Origin of the sequence: Hathewaya limosa (genome assembly GCF_030815255.1) — a bacterium.
Classification (GTDB): domain Bacteria; phylum Bacillota; class Clostridia; order Clostridiales; family Clostridiaceae; genus Hathewaya; species Hathewaya limosa.
On sequence record NZ_JAUSWN010000029.1, the window covers coordinates 1 to 18309 of the forward strand.

Consider the following 18309-nt stretch of genomic DNA (forward strand, 5'->3'; position numbering starts at 1 on the left):
TTTTACTATAAATCTTTCACTCTTTCGAGTGGGAGATTTATTTTTTACGCAAAAAGCTGTCGCACTATTTTTTAGTGCGACAGCCCCTTTTTTATAACTATTGTAAAGATTTATATATCTGAGAATTCTATTTTTATAGCATCAGAATTTGTATTATTTAAATTACCTACATGGTGATTTGAATAGTTAATATTTATAGTATTATTGGTGTTTTTGTTAATAAAAGTGTTTGGATCTACGCAATAAGGTAATTGAATGGTAAAGGTAGTTCCTTTATTAAGTTTACTTTCCACCCATATGTTTCCACTATGCATTTCCACTAATGACCGAACTAAACTAAGTCCTATTCCACTACCTTCACCCTCTCTTTTTCTAGTTGAATTTACTTGTACAAAACGTTGAAAAATAGTGTTACATTTTTCTTTAGGGATACCTACTCCAGTATCTTCAATGGAAATTAGGAGGTATGTACCTTTGTTGTGTAAATTTACAAAAATACTTCCACCCTTATCTGTAAACTTTACTGCATTTGAAATTAAGTTAAGCATTATTCTTTCAATTTTTTCAATGTCACAGTAGGTGTATTTTTCCTCAATATCAGTATCGAAAATTAATTTTATTCCTTTGTTTTCAACATAATCACATACAGAAAGAGTTATATCTTCAATTATAGATATAATATTGCATTTAGAAAAAGTTAATTGATAAAATCCAGCATCTATTCTAGTAGAATCAATTAAATTATTGATTAATTTAATTAACCTAAAACAATTTTGTTGTATTATTAAGATTCTCTTGTTGAAAATGTCGGAGTCTTCATAATCTGGCAAAACAGAAGACAAGTTTATGTTTAAAAGTTGTAAGGCGGAATAAATAACATTAATAGGAGTTCTTAGTTCATGAGATATATTAGCAAAAAATTCTGAACGTAATTTATCATATTCTATTGTTTTATTTAATAATGTAGTTTTTTCTTCTATTTTTTTGTATAGTTCTTCTGTATATTGAGAGTTATATACATTTTCTATGTTTTTTATAAGAATAAGTATATAACCAGTAGGAATTCCATTAGTAGTAAAAGATAAAGTTTCCAAGTAGTAGGGTTTGCCATCCCTTTTTCTTATAACTTTTTTGCCTAAACAATCTGCATAGGTATTATCAAATAAAAATACTTGTTTTTCGTTATAATTTCTATGATAATCTTCAGCTAAATCAAAAAAATCATATATAGATTTATTTAAACATTGTTCTACGTCATTAATATTTAAAAGATTTAGTCCCATTTTATTGCTATGTGTTATAATGCCATTTTTGGTCATAAAAATTCCAAAGGGATTTAAATCTAATAATTTATTGTTCTGAAAGTTAATAGGTTGAGTATTTTTTAATGAATTATTAACAGTAGAAATTGTAAACATTATGCCAACAATGTTTTTATGTACATCTAATATACATTTTGGCGACATCTTTACCTTAGTAAAAGTGCCGTCATAGCATTTGAAAAGAATTTCAGCATAGTTGTTTATATTATCTATTAAGGTTTTTTTGTATTTTTGTATAAATTCTTCTTTATAGTCCTTATGAATTAAAGGAAAAAGTCTTTTCCCTACTAAAAAATTACTCGGATAACCTAAAATTTCTTCAGAATTCCTGCTACAAAATGTGATATATCCGTCTATAGTAGTTATACATATAATACTAGATGGCTTGCCTAAAATATTAGATATAAGTTGTTCAGTATCACAAATATTATCATTTATATAAGTCGAAGAATCTTTTTTATATATATTAGTCAATGTATTAGATGCTTGAAGTAATATTAACTCCGTTATATATCTAATTATGTCATTAGTTAAATAGTGATTAATATCACTTTGGATTATTAAGAAACCATACATAGAATTTTCTATGTATACAGGTATAAAATGATAATCCTTAAATTTTTCGTTATAGGACGTACAAATGTTATTAATATATAGTTCTTTATAAGACACAGGATTTTTTAAATTAATAAATTTTTTATGTATAATATTAAGAATTTCATTGATATCAGAATCAACTTTTTTTAATGTTTTAGAATTTATATAATTTTTTCGACTATGGGTTTTTTCAAAATTAGAATTTTTAGAATCAAATTCATTTATTAGATAGTTATCATCATCAATAGTTAATACACCTTGAACTAATTTACTATCAGTTAAAATAGCAAAAAATTTACAAAGAAAATAAAATAAATTACTTATATTTGTAGCTTTTAAAATACTATTAGATAGTTTTTTTAATAATGTTTTTTTACTTTTTAAATATCCCAAATTTGATAAAGTGTAATTCAAAAAATCATCCCCCAAAAGTAAATAAAATATTTATAAAAATGAGTATTAATTATCATATTTATAGAATGTTAGAATATATTTCAATATTCTATAAATATATTCTATAAAAGGTTCTAAACTCCTTTAAAATACCTTAATTTTCTAAAAATTATAATAATAACACGGAGAAATTTTAATATTTACTATTTTAATATTAAATCTAACTTTTTTCGTATTTTTTTATTACTATTTTTTTCAACTATATCTAAAAAATCTTTTATAGTAGCAATTTTGTATTTATGTTCATAAAAGTATTCATTTAATATGGTGAATACCTTTTCTTCACCTAAATCTTCTGTAAGGCTTTCTAACAATAATGCACCTTTATTATAAATTATTTGACTATAATCTCTCCAGTTATTAAAGTGGTTTACACTTGAAGATATGGGGGGAGAGGTTAAAAAATTTTCTTTAGTTAGGGCTGGAATAGCTTTTTTTCGAGTTATATTTTGATAATTTTTTTTAAAAAACATTCTTGTAGAAAATTCAGCTAAGCTTTCATCTAAAAAAGGTTCTTTAAATTCATTATTTCCAACCATTGAGTACCACCATTGATGGGCAGTTTCATGAACTATAGCTTCATCGATCCAAAGAGGGCATATTAAATTTTCTGTATTTAACCATTCATTTAAGCTATAATTTCTAATGGGAATTCTTGTATAATTACCCATTTGGATTACTTGAGGATATTCCATAGCACCACCCGTTAGATAACTTTCTACTATGTTTAATTCAGTATAATTATATGAACCAAATTTTTCATTAAAATATTTAAAAGAATTCATACAAAGAGAAAGTAATCTTTGAGATATGTATTTAGGACATAAAATAAATCCTTTTTTATCTTTATTTATTTCTGATTCCTTATTATATTCTAAGTAATAACTGTTTATAGTTGTATTGTTAATTTTTTTGCTGATTTTCTTATAATAAGGACTCATGAATAGTACAAAATCTCTTGATTTAGAACAAATAATATTTAGTTTTTTAGTTTCATTGTTAGGGGTTTCCGAAATAGTTTTTCCACTAGATACTACTATCATGTTCTTAGGAACAGTCAAGTTTATACAATAGTTAGAGATTGAACTATGATTTGACTCTCCTATTTTATAAAATGAATTTTCATCCCATGTTCCTGTCTTTTCATCAAAGATAGATAATATAGGGTACCAGTTAGTAATGGAATATTGATCATTAAAATATCCTAATCTATCTCTTCCATTGGGAATTGTAAGTTCAAAGTCTATATCTATTTTAAGATTTTTTTTTGGTTTTAGTAAGGGAGTTAAAGATATTTTTAAAATTTGATTATTAGTAGTGAAATTAATAGATTTGTTATCTATATGCACTGACTTTATTTTTATATTTCCCAAAGAATCAGTAGATGAATTTTCAAAATCTTGATCTATAGAAGGAGCAGTATCTTTATTATTAAAACCTTTAGCATATAGATGAAAGACTAATTTATTTAAGGGTTTATTGTAATTATTAAAAAAATTAATACTTTCTTTACCATAAAGTTTTTTTTCTTTTTCAAGGAAGTGTACATTTATAGTATAGTCCGTTATTTTCTTTTCAGGCTTGTTTTGATCATTAAAGACAGAAAAGTTATCTTTAAAGTAAAATAAATATAAAAATGACATCATAAAGAGAGATATAGAGATTAAAGATATATATATTTTTTTGTGTGTGTTGTGCTTATTAGTCCTTTTCATTAAAAAAGAATCCTCCTTAAGGTTTTGTTATAAATTATTGTCAGCTTTATATAAAAATATTCAAATTAAGTTTTTCAAAAAAGTTAATATATATAAATAAACTATAGAAAATATAGTTACTATTTGAAATTTGAATTTAAAGTAATTATCACAATAGAGTAAAATGTTAATAGGACAAGATAATAAAAATTGGGGAATTTTGGCGACATAAAAGCGTAGGTTAATTTAGGAGGAATTTAAATGTCAGATTTAAAAAAAGATTTATTAGAAGAACTTTCATCATCAGTAGTAGATATGGATGATGAATTAGCTGTAGATTCAGCAAAAAAATTTATAGAAAATAATTTTGAAGCTTATGATGGAATAGCAAATGGACTTGCAAAGGGTATGGATAAGGCAGGAAAATTATATGAAGAAGAAGAGTATTATATTCCTGAACTTTTAATGTGTTCTGATGCTATGTATGCTGGGCTGGAAGTTTTAAGACCACATCTTAAAAGAGAAAAAACGGATAAAAATTATAAAGCTGTAGTTGGTGTTGTTGAAGGTGATACACATGATATTGGTAAAAATCTATTTAAAATAATGTTAGAAACTACAGGATTTGATGTTGTAGATTTAGGAAGAGATGTTCCTCCAATTGAATTTATAAATAAGGCTAAAGAAATTGGAGCGAATATGATAGGAATGTCTACTTTAATGACTACTACTATGGATAATATGGAAGTTGTTATTGATTTATTAGAAAAAGAGGGTATGAGAGATAATGTAGTAGTTATGGTTGGTGGTGGACCAATTTCACAAACTTTTGCCGATAAAATAGGTGCAGATGGTTATGCACCAGAAGCTTCAAAGGCAGCACGTCTTGCAAAGGAATTAGTAACTAAAAAATTAGCATAGTTAATTTATAATTAAAGGCTCACTATAAATACTAAATATTTAAGACAGTAAAAAGAAAGTTTCTACTTATAAGGAAGGTGAAAGAGGTGCTTACACCAAAGGAAAGATTAATTAAGTCTTTACAAAAAGAAAAAGTGGACAGGCCACCTTGTATTTGTCCAGGTGGAATGATGAATATGATTATAAAAGACGTAATGGAGATTACAGGTGCTAAATGGCCAGAGGCACATTTAGATCCAAAGCTAATGGCGGATTTAACAGAGGGTATGTATGAAAATGGAGCATTTGAAAATTTTGGGGTTCCATTTTGTATGACAGTAGAAGCGGAATCATTAGGAGCAAAAGTATTTATGGGAACTGAAATAACAGAACCAAGGGTTATAGAATATCCTATTAATTCAGTTGATGAGTGGAAAACTCTAAACGATATTGATATTAAGCAAGGTAGGACAAAGGTAGTTTTAGATGCAATCAAAATTTTGAAGAAGAGAAATAAGGATGTACCTGTAATCGGTAATTTGACTGGACCAGTAAGTTTGGCATCTTCTTTAGTAGATCCTATAGAATATTATAAGGCGCTAAGAAAAAAACCAAATGAAGTTCATGAGTTTATGGAATTTGTGACTGAAAATTTAATAGCTTTTGGAAAGGCTCAATTAGAAGCGGGAGCGGATATTCTTACAATTTCAGATCCTAGTGGTACAGGAGAAATTTTAGGACCTAAAATGTTTTCAGAGTTTGCTATACCTTATCTAAATAAAATATTATTAAGTTTAAAATCTTTTGCAAAGGGAGGTACAATCGTACATATTTGTGGAAGATTAAAGAGTGTTTATGAACAGTTGAATGAACTTTATAGTGATGCTATTAGCATTGACTCATTATCATCTATAAAGGATGTTATGGATAATGTTACTAATAAGGCCATAATGGGAAATGTTAGTACACTTGCTTTAGAAAAAAATTCAGCTGAAAGTGTGGCAACAATTACTAAAGTATGTATAAAAAATGGGGCAAACATAATCGCACCAGCTTGTGGAATTGGAGCTAGAACCCCTCTAAATAATATCCAAGCTATGGTTACTTCAGCTAAAGGATTCAAGTAATATAGGTTTATAAATAAAAAACTAAAAGCTTTCGATTAGATAAAATTGAAAGCTTTTAGTTTGTAAAAATGGAGGAAATTATAAATGAATGTTATAAAAATTTATCCTGAAGATAAGATTATATATTTTAATAAGGGAGAAAAGCTTTTAGATATTCTTCAAGAAAATGGTATTATTTTAGAAAGTCCATGTGGAGGCAAAGGGTTTTGTGGTAAGTGCAAAATAAGGGTTTTAAGGGGAGCTGTTGGAAAAATAACTAATGAAGAATTAAAATTCCTTTCTAAAGAAGAATTAGAATCAGGTGTAAGACTTAGTTGTCTTATTTATCCCCAAGGAGATATAGAAATTGAATATATAAATAAAAAACAATTAAAACATAAAATTTTATCTGATGGATATATGCCTAAATTTAATAAAAATCCTATGATAAGAAAAGAATTAGTGAAATTAGAAAAACCAACTTTACATAATAATATTTCTTATGAAGAACTATTAGAAAAAGTTTTAGGACAAAAAATAATTTTAGAAGGCCAAAGGTTTTTGAAAGAATTAAGTGAAGCATTTAAGTATGAAGAAGCAACTATTATTTATGCAGGAAATCAAGTTATAGGAATTGAAGCAATGGATACTACTGATAAGGTTTACGGTGCAGCAGTGGACATAGGATCTACAACCGTAGTTGTATCTCTTATAGATCTAAAGACTGGAAAAGAATTAGGATCTAAAACTTCTATTAATCCTCAAAAAGAATATGGACTTGATGTATTATCAAGAATAGATTTTGTAAAAAGGAAAGAAAATGGTTTAGAAATTTTACATAAAGCAATAGTTAAGTGTTTAAATGATTTATTAAATAGTTTATATAGTAAATATAAGATTAATAAAAATAACGTATATGAAATTTGTATAGGAGCTAATGCTACTATGATGCATCTATTACTTAATATAGATACATATGCTATTGGAAAAGCACCTTATGCCACAGTATTTTCAAGAGAAAAATACATAGATGCTAAAGATATAGGTCTTGAAACATCTATGTTTGCAAAATTATATTGTCTCCCAGGGGTATCTAGTTATATAGGTGCGGATATTGTTGCAGGTGCTGTTGTTGCAAATTTAAAACATACAAATAAAAATGTATTATTTATTGATATAGGAACTAATGGAGAGATTATATTATCTAAAAAGGGACAATTAACTTCATGTTCTTGTGCAGCAGGACCAGCTTTGGAGGGTGCTAACATAAGTTGTGGGATGAGAGCTGCAGAAGGAGCTATAGAGGGGATACAAATTAATGATAACTCTATAAATATTCAAACTATAGGTAATGAAAAACCTATAGGAATTTGTGGAAGTGGAATATTAGAATCTATTTCTGAAGTGTGGAAAAATGGAATAATTGCAAAATCAGGAAGGATTAAAAAAGCAGAAAAATTGATAGAAGAAGGAAAAAAAGAATTAGCTTCAAGGATTATAGATGAAGATAAAAAAAGAAAATTTATAATTGTAAAAGATGAAAAAAATCCTATAGTTATTACACAAGAAGACATAAGACAGGTTCAATTAGCAAAGGGAGCTATCTCTTCCGGTTTTTATGCATTACTTGATTTAATGGAAATTACTATGGATGATTTAGATGAAGTAGTTATAGCAGGACAGTTCGGGAAACACTTGAAAATTAATAGCTTAACAGGAGTTGGAATAATTCCTGAAGTCTTAAAAGATAAGATAAATTATGTTGGAAATTCTTCAAAAACAGGAGCATTAATGTGTCTTTTATCACAAGAAATAAGAAAAGAAATGCAAGTTATTGCAAAAGAGATAAGGTATTTTGAGTTATCAACAAAAGAAGGATATGAAAAGTTATTTACTAAGTGCTTAACTTTCTAATAGTAATACTAGTTTAATAAACATTTATTTAACAAGAGGTCATAAATTAAAATAAAAAAGGAAGTTTTAGGATGATTAAAGTACATGTAGTATCTGGATTTTTAGGAGCTGGAAAAACCACGTTTATTATAAAGTTTTTGGAATTATTAAAAAATCAAAATAATGTTATCTTAGAAAACGAATTTGGAGAAGCAAGTATTGATGGAGATATAGTGAAAAAAGAAGGATATGAAGTAATGGAACTCCCTAGTGGGTGTATATGTTGTTCTTTAAAGATAAATTTTTATGATGCATTGGAAAAAATTATAGGTGAAATTAAGCCGGATAATATAATAATAGAACCTACTGGTTTAGGACAATTAAGTGAAATTTTAAAAATATTAAATGAAGAGAAGTTTAGAAAAAATTGTAAGGTGGAATCTGTAATAACTATAGTGGATGGAGAAAATTATTTAGAACAAAATGAAGTATTTGGTGAATTTTTCAAAGATCAAATTATTAATGCTAATAACTTATTTATAAGTAAAACAAACAAAATTGAGCAAGACCAATTAGATAGGATAGTAATATCACTTAGAGAAATTAATAAAAAATCTTATATAACTCATAAAAATTTTATAGATTTATCTCTAGAGGAATTAGACAGGAGCTTGAAAAGTAAAAGAATAGAAAATACAGACATTTTAAATAAAAATAGCTTGAATGATTTTTTATCTGAAAAGGAAATGAAAGAATTAAAGGAGTTTACATCAATTAGTTTTCATATAGATAATATTTTTTCAAAAGAAAAACTTTTAAAAAAGCTTAAGTCATTAAAAAATATAGAATTTGGAGAGGTATACAGAGCAAAAGGAATTTTACAGGGAAATAATAATACATTGGAATTTAATTATGTTGGTGGTAAATTTACGGTTATGGAAAGTGATTTAAAATCAAGCAATAAAATATGTGTAATTGGAAAAAAATTAAATACAAATAAAATAAAGCTTTTATTTAAGGGTATGAAAAGAGGGAAAAAGATTGAGAGAAAAAATTAATTTTAAGTGTATAGGAGATAATTTGGAAAATATTCCAGAGGATATAATACAAAAGACAGGTTTAACCTTCCCAAAGGCACATACTAAGGGAGAGTATATGAGTATACTATCAAAAGCATTAAAGGTGCATAGAAGAGATGACTTTTGTAGGCTTCCATTTTGTAATACAGTAGAGGCAGAAGCTTTTGGAGGATATATAAAATTAGGAGATGAAAAAACAGGACCAAGGGTGGAAAAGTATTTATTTAATTCTATAGACGAATTAGAAAACATAAAAGAAATAGATTTGAATAACGGAAGAATAAAAGAGGTTTTAGATGCTATAGAAAAACTAGCGAGACAAGGAGAAAATGTAATTTTAAACGTAGAAGGTCCTTTTACTATAATATCCTCATTAATAGATTCTACTATATTTTATAAAGCTATAAGAAAAAATAGAGAGGCAATAGATAAATTTATAGGTGTAATAGAAGATAGCATAATAAAATATGCAAAAGAGGGAGTTAAGAGAGGTGCAAAAATAATATCATATGGGGATCCAGTAGGAACTTTAGATTTGGTAGGGCCTAAGGTATTTAAAGAAGTAAGTGCAAAAGCCTCCATAAGAATATTAAAAACTTTAGGAAATGAAATAGATGATGCATTAATCCATGTTTGTGGAAAAGCAAGTTGTGGATTTTATAATATAGAACTTTCAGATGAGGAAAAGATAAGTTATGATGAAAATTTAACTTATGGACAAGGCGTAATTAGTGTTTTAAAGAAAAGACCTGATATCAAAATTGTTGGACATGCATGTATAAAAAGGACGCCTCTTCATTTAAAAGACAACTCAGTATATAAAATTATCTTATATTAAAATATATGTGTTTTAAAATTATGAATATTTAAAATTTGAATTTATAAAAAATAAGGAGAGAAGTATAATGGCTAATTTACCAGAACATTTTAATGAATTTAGCGAAGCTAGAAGAAATGCGTTTGTTAAAGTTAAAGAATTTAAGGATCAAGGTAAGCATGTAGTAGGAACATTTTGCACATTTACACCAAAAGAAATAATTTATGCAGCAGGGGCAATTCCAGTAGGGTTATGTGGGATGAGTGATGAACCTATTCCAGATGCAGAGAGACATTTACCTAAAAATTTATGTCCATTAATTAAATCATCTTATGGATTTGCATTAAGTCAAAAGTGTCCTTTTACATATTTTTCAGACATAATAGTGGGGGAAACTACTTGTGATGGAAAGAAAAAAATGTATGAATTATTATCAAAATTAAAGCCAATGCATGTAATGCAATTACCGCAAACTTTAGATAGGGATTATGTATTTGATATTTGGGCAAAGGAAATAGAAATTTTTAAAGAAAGATTAGAAGCTGAATTTAATATAGAAATTAGTGAAGACGAAATAAGAAAAACAATAAAACAGTGTAATTGTGAAAGACAATTATTAAGAGAGTTTTATGAACTTGGAAGACTAGAACCACCAGCAATTACAGGATATGAAATGCAAACTGTATTAGAGGGGGTTGGATTTTCCTTAGACAAGGATGAACAGAATAAAAGAATAAAAGAAATGATAGATACTATAAAAAGGGAATATAAAGAAGGAAAGAGAACCGTAGATAAAGATTTAAAAAGAATTTTAGTTACAGGTTGCCCTATTGGAGGGTCATCAAATAAGGTTATAAAAATTATAGAGGAAAGTGGTGGAGTTGTAGTTTGTTATGAAAACTGTGGTGGGGTAAAATCAAATGCTAGATTAGTTGATGAGGATGAAAATAAAGATGTATATAAAGCATTGTCAGAAAAATATTTAAATATAGGATGTTCCGTAATGGCACCTAATGACAATAGAATTAGTATTTTAGACGAATTAATAGATGATTATAAAGTAGATGGGGTTATTGATGTTGAACTTCAAGCATGTCATACATTTAATGTTGAAACTCATAGAATTAAGGAATTTATTATGAAAGAAAAAAATACTCCATATATGAATATAGAAACTGACTATTCAGAGTCAGATACAGGGCAGTTAAAAACAAGAATAGCCGCTTTTATAGAAATGTTATAGAAATTTTCAATAGATGAAAATATTTATATATATAAAAACAATAAAAAAATTCTAAATAAATATAATAAATAGCAAAAAAATTTTGAAAAATATGTTAAGATTGAATTAGACAAAAGTTTATTTTGAAATACAAAAATGTACATGATTTTCAATAAAAATATTCATATGTGCACATTTAAAAAATAAAATATGCAAATAAATTAAAGTAAACATAATCAATATTCAAAAATAAAAATTATTATATATTTAGGAGGATTATTATGGGTGATTATAGAAAAATGTGGACACAATTAAATGTCGACTTAGAAAAACATGATCAATTATGTAAAATACTTCCTGAGCTTTACGGATCTGTGTATATGGAGCAAGAAAATAGACCAGAGGGAATGAATTATTTTAACTTTGTAGTATCAGAAGTTCATGGGGCAAGAATTCAGGAATTAGAAGATGCTAAAAAACAAGGGAAAAAAGTTATTGGTACATTCTGTGTTTTTGTTCCTGATGAAGTTATTTTAGCAACAAATTCTATAGGAGTAGGACTTTGTGCTGGCTCTCAATTTTGGATAGAAGGTGGAGAAAAAGTTTTACCTAAAAATATATGTCCATTAATTAAGGCATTTACAGGAGCTTTAGTTGATCGTACCTGTCCATATTTCTTATCTTGCGATATGTTAGTTGGAGAAACTACTTGTGATGGTAAGAAAAAAGCTTGGGAGATTATAGGTAAACAAAAGCCTATTCATGTAATGGATTTACCACAAATGAAAAGAGAAAAAGATTTTAAAATGTGGGAAAATGAAATTAAATTATTTATAGCTAAGATGGAGGAGTTTACAGGAAATAAAGTTACAGTTGAAAATCTTAAAAAAGCTATAGATTTATGCAATAGAAAGAGACAAGCATTAAAAAGACTTTATGACCTAAGAAAACATAGATCATCACCAATTAGTGGACTTGATTGTTTGTTAATAAGTCAAATAGCTTTTTATGATGAACCTGAAAGATTTATTACAAAAGTTAATGAATTATGTGATGAATTAGAGGAAAGAGTAAAAACTTTAAAAGATACAGGCAAAAAGAGAATTTTAATTACAGGAACTCCAATGGCTCTTCCAAATTGGAAGTTACACTATATCATAGAAAATCTAAATGCAGAAGTTGTAGCAGAGGAAACTTGCACAGGAACTAGATATTTTGAAAACTTAGTATCCGCAGAGGGAGATACTATAGACGAACTAGTATCTAATATGGCTAAGAGATATTTAAATGTAAATTGTGCATGTTTCACACCAAATGAAGGAAGAGCTGATGATGTAATTAGATATGCAGAAGAGTATGATGTAGATGGTGTTATAGATTATGGTTTATCTTTCTGTCATACTTATTCAATTGAATCAGATCCATTACAAAAAAAATTAAAACAAAATAATATTCCAGTTATGAGAATAGAAACTGATTATTCAAATGAAGATTCAGGACAAATAAAAACTAGAATAGAAGCCTTTTTAGAAATAATTTAATAGATATAATTTTTATAAAGTAATAAATCAGGAGTTCCTCATTCTATAAGGGTGAAGAACTCTTGGCATTAAGGGATGGTTTTATGGAAAAAGTAGAATATTATATATTATTTCCTAATTATACAGAGGGAATGAAGCTGGAAAGCCTATTAAAACAAGAAGGAATTAAGTATGTGGTTTCACCAACTCCAAGAAAATTAGCTTCTTGTTGTGGAATTTCTATTAAATATTATAAAGATAATGAAGATAAAATTAAAGAAATAGTAAAACAGAATAATATAGATGTAACAGGTTTTTTCCCGCTTAAAAAAGAAATTAAAAATTTTTATGCATAGTACTATTAGAATTAGTTACATAGATTAATGTATTTCTATTTAGTAATAAAAAGGAGGTGCGTTTATGTATTACATAGGAGTTGATATTGGATCTACAGCAGCAAAGGTGGCTATATTTGAAAAGGAAGAATTAAAGGAAACTTTTACTATGCCAACGGGATGGAGTAGTATAGAAACAGCCAATACTATAAAAGAAAAAATAGAACATAAATTTAATATCAAAAAAGAAGATTATAAAGTTGTAGCTACAGGATATGGAAGAATTTCAGTCCCATATGCTAATAAAACTATTACGGAAATTACATGTCATGGTAAAGGTGCAAGCTATTTGTATGAAGATGATTGTACTGTAATAGATATAGGAGGACAAGATACTAAGGTTATAACTTTAGAAAATGGTATGGTAACTGATTTTATAATGAATGATAAATGTTCAGCTGGAACAGGTAGATTTTTAGAAATTATGGCAAATGTATTAGGAATAAGTATTAATGAACTATGTAATCTTGCGGAAAATGGTGGTGGAGTTACAATAAGTTCAATGTGTACTGTATTTGCAGAATCAGAAGTAATAAGTTTAATTGGAAGAGGAGAAAAAAGAGAAGATATAGCTTATGCTATTATTGATTCTATAGTAAGTAAAGTTAAATCATTATGCGGTAGACAAGATGAAGGAAGAAAATATTTCTTAACAGGCGGGCTTTGTGAATGTAATTATATAGTAAAAAGTCTTGCTAAAAAATTAGGCAAGGAAATAGATACATGTCCAAATGCAAGATTTGCAGGGGCTATAGGGGCAGCATTACTTGCTAAAAAAATTAAATAAAAAATATAATAATCTTAAATAATATAAGTCGAAAAATATGATAAAAATCCATAGAAATCCCAAGTTCTATGGATTTTTATGTTAAATATAAGTAATGTTGATAAATATGTACATTATAAAGTATAATATAATAAAAAAGCTAGGTTTTAAGAATTTATTTAGCGTATTTTATCAATAAAAGGAGAGAAAAGAGAATGCTGTCTATAGTAATATGCGAAGATAATGAAATCCAGCTACAAAAATTTAAAGATATTATTGAGATAGTAATTGCTAAAAATAATTATGATTTTAAACTAGAATTATGTACAAGCAATCCTAAAGATGTTATTGATTATACTAACAGTAAAGAGAATTTAAGAGGAATATATTTTTTTGATGTAGAATTAAAAGATGGTATTAATGGTATAAAGTTAGCTGAACAAATAAGAAAAAAAGATGCGCTAGGGTATATAATATTTGTAACAACTCATTCTGAAATGAGTTTTTTAACTTTTAAATATAAAGTAGAAGCTATGGATTATATAATTAAAGATAGTTTTGATGAAATAGAATATAGAATTGAAAAATGCCTAGAATATATAGATCATAGCTACTATAGAAAAAATAATGTGCATAAGTTTTTCAGATTGAAACAGGATGATAGAGTTATTAATATTAATTTAGATGATATTCTGTTTATAGAAACATCACCAGTCCCCCATAAACTTATAATTCATCAAAAAAGAAAACAATTAGAAATTTACGGTACGTTAAAAGAGTTAGAGGAAAAGCTGCCGGAAGAGTTTTACAGATGCCATAGAGCTTATATAGTTAATAAAAATAATGTGAAAGAATTAGATAAAAGAAGAAGAATAATATACATGGTTAATGGAGAACAATGCTTAATTTCCTTTAGATATATTGGAGGACTTATGAAGTGAAAAATATTAGTTTGATATTATGTTCTTGTGTGGGGATAATGTTAATTAATAATTTTTACTTTTTAGGAGATATAAAAAGCAATTTTAAAAATAATTTTTTATTAATTTGTATGATAGTTTTTGCTATAATATTGGGGGATTATGTAGAAGCTATTGAATTAAGCATAGGTGTTATTTTCATTGGATTTTTCTTTATGTACAAAATTCTAGGAAATAAAAATAAAAGAATAAGTTTTATTAATACTACAATACTTATAACATCATATTTATTAAGTGATATATTATCTAATCTAGTAACTAATATAATTTTTGAGCAAAGAGATAAATATGTTTACTATGTATTATATTTGTCATTAATATTTGTTTTCTTACAAATTTTTTGTAGGATTTTTAAAGAGATAATTAATCTTACAGCAGAGAAGTCAAGAAAGAAAAATATAAAATCTATTTATATATGGGCTAATATATTTTTATGTGTAATTGTCATAATTTCAAGTTTTATATTAAATAAACATTTAAGAATTAAGGATACTAGAGTTTATATAACTCAACTAATCTTATTTTTATCAACGGTTTTTTCATCTATATTTAGTGCCTATTTATTTAATAAATATTCTTTAAAGGAACTTGAGATAAACATTAAAAATGAAGAGATGAAAAACATTGAAGAGTATTCACGTGAAATAGAAGCACTTTATGATGGAATGAGAAAATTTAGACATGATTATAAAAATATATTATTATCTATGAATGAATATATAGATAATAAGGAATATGATAAATTAGAAAAATATTTTAAAGAAAATATTCTGCCAACGGAAAATTACATAAATAATAATGATTTTATAGTAAAGTTAAAAAATATTCATATAATGCCTTTAAAATCTTTGCTTATATCAAAGTTAATGAAGGCAGACAATAATGCAATTAAAACATTTATAGATATACAAGAGATTATAGAGTATATTCCTATAGAATACATGGATTCCATAAGGATTTTTGGGATACTTTTAGATAATGCAATAGAAGCAGCTTTAGAAACTACAGAGAAAATATTGAATTTTGCTATTGTAAAAAGAGAAAATAGTTTTGTTTTTGTAATACAAAACAGTTGTAAAGAAGATGAAATCTGTATTTATAAATTACAAGAAAAAGGTTTTTCCACTAAGGGAGAAAATAGAGGGTTGGGATTATACAACTTAAAAGAAATATTAACTCAATATAGTAATATAACTTTAAATATGGAAGTTAGGAATAATATGTTTAGCGTGGAAGTATGGATAAGACAAAAATCTATATCTTAAACGTTGTAACATATTACGTTTAAGACAAAAAAACATAAATACATGTAAAATATAATAAAAAAAGATCATAAAATGATAGAATCCTAAATGAAGTAAAATATTAAATTACAGGGGAGGGAAAAAGAATGGATATAAGACAAGAAGAAATTTGCTTAGTAGAATTTGACGTAGAAACTTTAGTTGATGAAAATAAAGATGAAGCATCTGCACTTGGCACAGGATGGGTTTGTGGCGACGGATGTTGGGGACTTTTATGCTAATAAATTAATTTTAATTTACTACAAAAAAAGGAATTCAGTCATTTTGCTGAATTCCTTTTTTTGTTTTTGGGGGGAGCAATATGAGGATACATTTTATTAAAGAAGAAGATATTGAAATAGTTTATTTCCCAGATACTTTAAAGTTTTATGAGATAAATGAATTTACAAGACATATCATTGAAGATATTATTCAAAATAAAACTAAAAATGAAATTTTAGATAAATACAAAATAAAAGAAGAGATATTAACAAAAATTATTCATTTACTTAACTCAAATAAAGTTCAAAATATAAAATTACATACTAAAGAAAAAGAAAATGAATTGTTTAAATTAAGTTTAAATATTACAAATACTTGTAATTTGGCATGTAAATATTGTTATGCTAATGGTGGAAATTATAAATCTGAAGAATGTTTAATGAATATCGAGGATATAAAATTAGCTTTGGATGTATTTTATAATAAATATGAGGTAATAAAAAATATACAATTGTTTGGTGGAGAACCAACCATGAATTTAGATGCCATAGAGTATGTTTGTAAATATGTAGAAAATAAATATAAAGAAGAAAAGGATAAGAATAAAAAACCTACCATAGGATTAGTTACTAATGGTACATGTGCTAGTGAAAGATTATTAAATTTAATAAATGAATATCATATTATTGTTACTGTAAGTATAGATGGTCCGGCTTATATTAATGATAAAATTCGTGTTTTTAAAAATCAAAAAGGAACCACCTCTTTAGTAGAAAAAAATATAAGAGACATGAGGAAAAAAACTAATCAGCCATCTGGAATAGAGATAACATATAATAAAATTCATGAAGAAGAAAAAATTAAAATAGTTGATTTAATTCAATATGCTAAAAGGGAATTTGATATAGATAATTTACACATAGTTCCTGTAAATGGAGAACAATTTGCATTACAAAATAGAAATGTCTTTATAGAATCTGTTAAAGATATTTTAGGAAAAGAAGATAAAGCTAAGTTAGAAAAAACCTATAATTTAATAGATGATATTATTAAGGGGATAAGACATAAGAAAATAGGTAAATATTTATGTGAGGCAGGGTTATCAGTTTATGCAGTATCTACAAAAGGAGATATATATCCGTGTTTTATGTTAATTGATCAAGAACAATTTAAAATGGGTAATATTCATGATAAAAATCCTTTTGAAAATGAAATGTTTAAGAATATGAGAAATGAGTTTTTTAAATTTAGTAAGTTTAACTATAAACAATGCAAAGATTGTTTTAATAATACCCTTTGCCATGGATGTCTAGGCTTAAATTATTTTGATACGGGTGAAATTTATAAAACAAGTGAGATTGAGTGTGAGATGCATAAAAAGATGACAGAAAGAATAATTATAGAACTTGCTAAGAAGATTAAGATAAATAAAATGAACAATATTTAACGTTTAATACAAATTTTTGTGTTTTCAAGATAAACATCCTCAAAATTTTATTAAATAGATTTATTATTAAATAAAATGGGGGGTGATTTGTCATGGAACAATTAGATAATAAACATATATATGGAATGTTTTTTAAAGATAATAGAAAAATAGATAATATGCTAAAAGATATAATGTTTATAAGTTCTTTTAGCGTATATTTAAATATAGTAATGTATTCTATAATTTATAAAAATAATAAGTATGATGCGAATAAAGTTTTACAAATGTTAGGCATTTATAACTATAGAAAAAAAATAGTGAAAAATTGTTCATTAGAAATAAAAGAAAAGTTGGTTATTGCAATAAGGATTTTAAAAGGAAGTAAATATGTTATGTTAAAAGAACCAATTAATCATCTGGATGAACAAGGATCTATAGAAATTAGAAATGTTATAAAAGAAATACATTATAAATATAAGTTGCCAATAGTTATATGTTCATCTAATATGAAAGAGATAAATTTTATATGTGATAAACTTATAGATAAGAATGAATTGAATATACAAAAATAAATAATAAGGTTTTAAGCTTATCATCAGAAATATTTCATAATCTAAAAGTAGGTGTAAAA

Annotated in this window: 16 protein-coding genes; 14 read left to right on the forward strand and 2 right to left on the reverse strand. The window is 26.2% G+C overall.

Annotated elements, in window-relative coordinates:
• Positions 1–110 precede the first annotated feature (110 nt).
• Positions 111–2333, reverse strand: a complete 2223-nt coding sequence (locus tag QOZ93_RS12650) for a sensor histidine kinase (RefSeq protein WP_307356959.1) — start codon at positions 2331–2333, stop codon at positions 111–113.
• A 182-nt stretch (positions 2334–2515) separates the two neighbouring features.
• Positions 2516–4087, reverse strand: coding sequence for a M1 family metallopeptidase (locus QOZ93_RS12655; protein WP_307356961.1), 1572 nt, complete (start codon positions 4085–4087; stop codon positions 2516–2518).
• A 240-nt stretch (positions 4088–4327) separates the two neighbouring features.
• Between QOZ93_RS12655 and QOZ93_RS12660 the strand changes: the two genes are divergently transcribed.
• The 14 genes from QOZ93_RS12660 to QOZ93_RS12725 all read left to right on the forward strand — a co-directional run bounded on the left by QOZ93_RS12660 (position 4328) and on the right by QOZ93_RS12725 (position 18250).
• Positions 4328–4987: a corrinoid protein gene (locus QOZ93_RS12660; RefSeq protein WP_307356963.1), complete on the forward strand. Its 660-nt coding sequence runs from the start codon at positions 4328–4330 to the stop codon at positions 4985–4987.
• Positions 4988–5073: 86 nt separating this feature from the next.
• Positions 5074–6093 carry a methylcobamide:CoM methyltransferase MtbA gene (locus QOZ93_RS12665; protein ID WP_111940473.1) on the forward strand — a complete coding sequence of 340 codons (1020 nt, stop codon included), beginning with the start codon at positions 5074–5076 and terminating at the stop codon, positions 6091–6093.
• 84 nt (positions 6094–6177) lie between these two features.
• Positions 6178–7986, forward strand: coding sequence for an ASKHA domain-containing protein (locus QOZ93_RS12670; RefSeq protein WP_307356966.1), 1809 nt, complete (start codon positions 6178–6180; stop codon positions 7984–7986).
• Positions 7987–8057: 71 nt separating this feature from the next.
• On the forward strand, positions 8058–9023 hold the full coding sequence (locus QOZ93_RS12675) for a CobW family GTP-binding protein (protein WP_307356968.1): 966 nt from the start codon (positions 8058–8060) through the stop codon (positions 9021–9023).
• The gene (locus QOZ93_RS12680; RefSeq protein ID WP_307356970.1) at positions 9007–9882 is read left to right on the forward strand and encodes a uroporphyrinogen decarboxylase family protein; all 876 of its coding nucleotides are present in this window, start codon (positions 9007–9009) and stop codon (positions 9880–9882) included. The genes QOZ93_RS12675 and QOZ93_RS12680 overlap by 17 nt, the downstream gene beginning before the upstream one ends.
• A 67-nt stretch (positions 9883–9949) precedes the next feature.
• Entirely contained in the window at positions 9950–11104 is a 1155-nt protein-coding gene (locus QOZ93_RS12685; RefSeq protein WP_307356972.1) for a double-cubane-cluster-containing anaerobic reductase, read from the forward strand.
• A gap of 260 nt (positions 11105–11364) precedes the next feature.
• Positions 11365–12624 carry a double-cubane-cluster-containing anaerobic reductase gene (locus QOZ93_RS12690; RefSeq protein WP_307356974.1) on the forward strand — a complete coding sequence of 420 codons (1260 nt, stop codon included), beginning with the start codon at positions 11365–11367 and terminating at the stop codon, positions 12622–12624.
• A gap of 83 nt (positions 12625–12707) precedes the next feature.
• Positions 12708–12959 (forward strand): putative Se/S carrier protein, encoded by a 252-nt coding sequence (locus tag QOZ93_RS12695; RefSeq protein ID WP_111944328.1) that lies wholly within the window; start codon positions 12708–12710, stop codon positions 12957–12959.
• 64 nt (positions 12960–13023) lie between these two features.
• Positions 13024–13785 (forward strand): acyl-CoA dehydratase activase, encoded by a 762-nt coding sequence (locus QOZ93_RS12700; protein WP_307356977.1) that lies wholly within the window; start codon positions 13024–13026, stop codon positions 13783–13785.
• Between the two features lie 194 nt (positions 13786–13979).
• Positions 13980–14705, forward strand: coding sequence for a LytR/AlgR family response regulator transcription factor (locus QOZ93_RS12705; RefSeq protein ID WP_111940487.1), 726 nt, complete (start codon positions 13980–13982; stop codon positions 14703–14705).
• Positions 14702–16009 (forward strand): sensor histidine kinase, encoded by a 1308-nt coding sequence (locus QOZ93_RS12710; RefSeq protein ID WP_111940489.1) that lies wholly within the window; start codon positions 14702–14704, stop codon positions 16007–16009. Before QOZ93_RS12705 ends, QOZ93_RS12710 begins: the two co-directional genes overlap by 4 nt.
• A gap of 125 nt (positions 16010–16134) precedes the next feature.
• Positions 16135–16269 carry a hypothetical protein gene (locus QOZ93_RS12715; protein ID WP_307356980.1) on the forward strand — a complete coding sequence of 45 codons (135 nt, stop codon included), beginning with the start codon at positions 16135–16137 and terminating at the stop codon, positions 16267–16269.
• 80 nt (positions 16270–16349) lie between these two features.
• The gene (locus tag QOZ93_RS12720) at positions 16350–17696 is read left to right on the forward strand and encodes a radical SAM/SPASM domain-containing protein (protein WP_307356982.1); all 1347 of its coding nucleotides are present in this window, start codon (positions 16350–16352) and stop codon (positions 17694–17696) included.
• 92 nt (positions 17697–17788) lie between these two features.
• Positions 17789–18250 carry a P-loop NTPase family protein gene (locus QOZ93_RS12725; protein WP_111940493.1) on the forward strand — a complete coding sequence of 154 codons (462 nt, stop codon included), beginning with the start codon at positions 17789–17791 and terminating at the stop codon, positions 18248–18250.
• Positions 18251–18309: the final 59 nt, after the last annotated feature.

Excerpts from the sequence above, each read along its gene's own strand:
- QOZ93_RS12720 (WP_307356982.1), top strand. The coding sequence starts at position 16,350 with ATGAGGATACATTTTATTAAAGAAGAAGATATTGAAATAGTTTATTTC.
- QOZ93_RS12690 (WP_307356974.1), top strand. The coding sequence starts at position 11,365 with ATGGGTGATTATAGAAAAATGTGGACACAATTAAATGTCGACTTAGAA.
- QOZ93_RS12660 (WP_307356963.1), top strand. The coding sequence starts at position 4,328 with ATGTCAGATTTAAAAAAAGATTTATTAGAAGAACTTTCATCATCAGTA.
- QOZ93_RS12715 (WP_307356980.1), top strand. The coding sequence starts at position 16,135 with ATGGATATAAGACAAGAAGAAATTTGCTTAGTAGAATTTGACGTAGAA.
- QOZ93_RS12685 (WP_307356972.1), top strand. The coding sequence starts at position 9,950 with ATGGCTAATTTACCAGAACATTTTAATGAATTTAGCGAAGCTAGAAGA.
- QOZ93_RS12675 (WP_307356968.1), top strand. The coding sequence starts at position 8,058 with ATGATTAAAGTACATGTAGTATCTGGATTTTTAGGAGCTGGAAAAACC.
- QOZ93_RS12695 (WP_111944328.1), top strand. The coding sequence starts at position 12,708 with ATGGAAAAAGTAGAATATTATATATTATTTCCTAATTATACAGAGGGA.
- QOZ93_RS12725 (WP_111940493.1), top strand. The coding sequence starts at position 17,789 with ATGGAACAATTAGATAATAAACATATATATGGAATGTTTTTTAAAGAT.
- QOZ93_RS12705 (WP_111940487.1), top strand. The coding sequence starts at position 13,980 with ATGCTGTCTATAGTAATATGCGAAGATAATGAAATCCAGCTACAAAAA.
- QOZ93_RS12700 (WP_307356977.1), top strand. The coding sequence starts at position 13,024 with ATGTATTACATAGGAGTTGATATTGGATCTACAGCAGCAAAGGTGGCT.
- QOZ93_RS12670 (WP_307356966.1), top strand. The coding sequence starts at position 6,178 with ATGAATGTTATAAAAATTTATCCTGAAGATAAGATTATATATTTTAAT.
- QOZ93_RS12655 (WP_307356961.1), bottom strand. The coding sequence starts at position 4,087 with ATGAAAAGGACTAATAAGCACAACACACACAAAAAAATATATATATCT.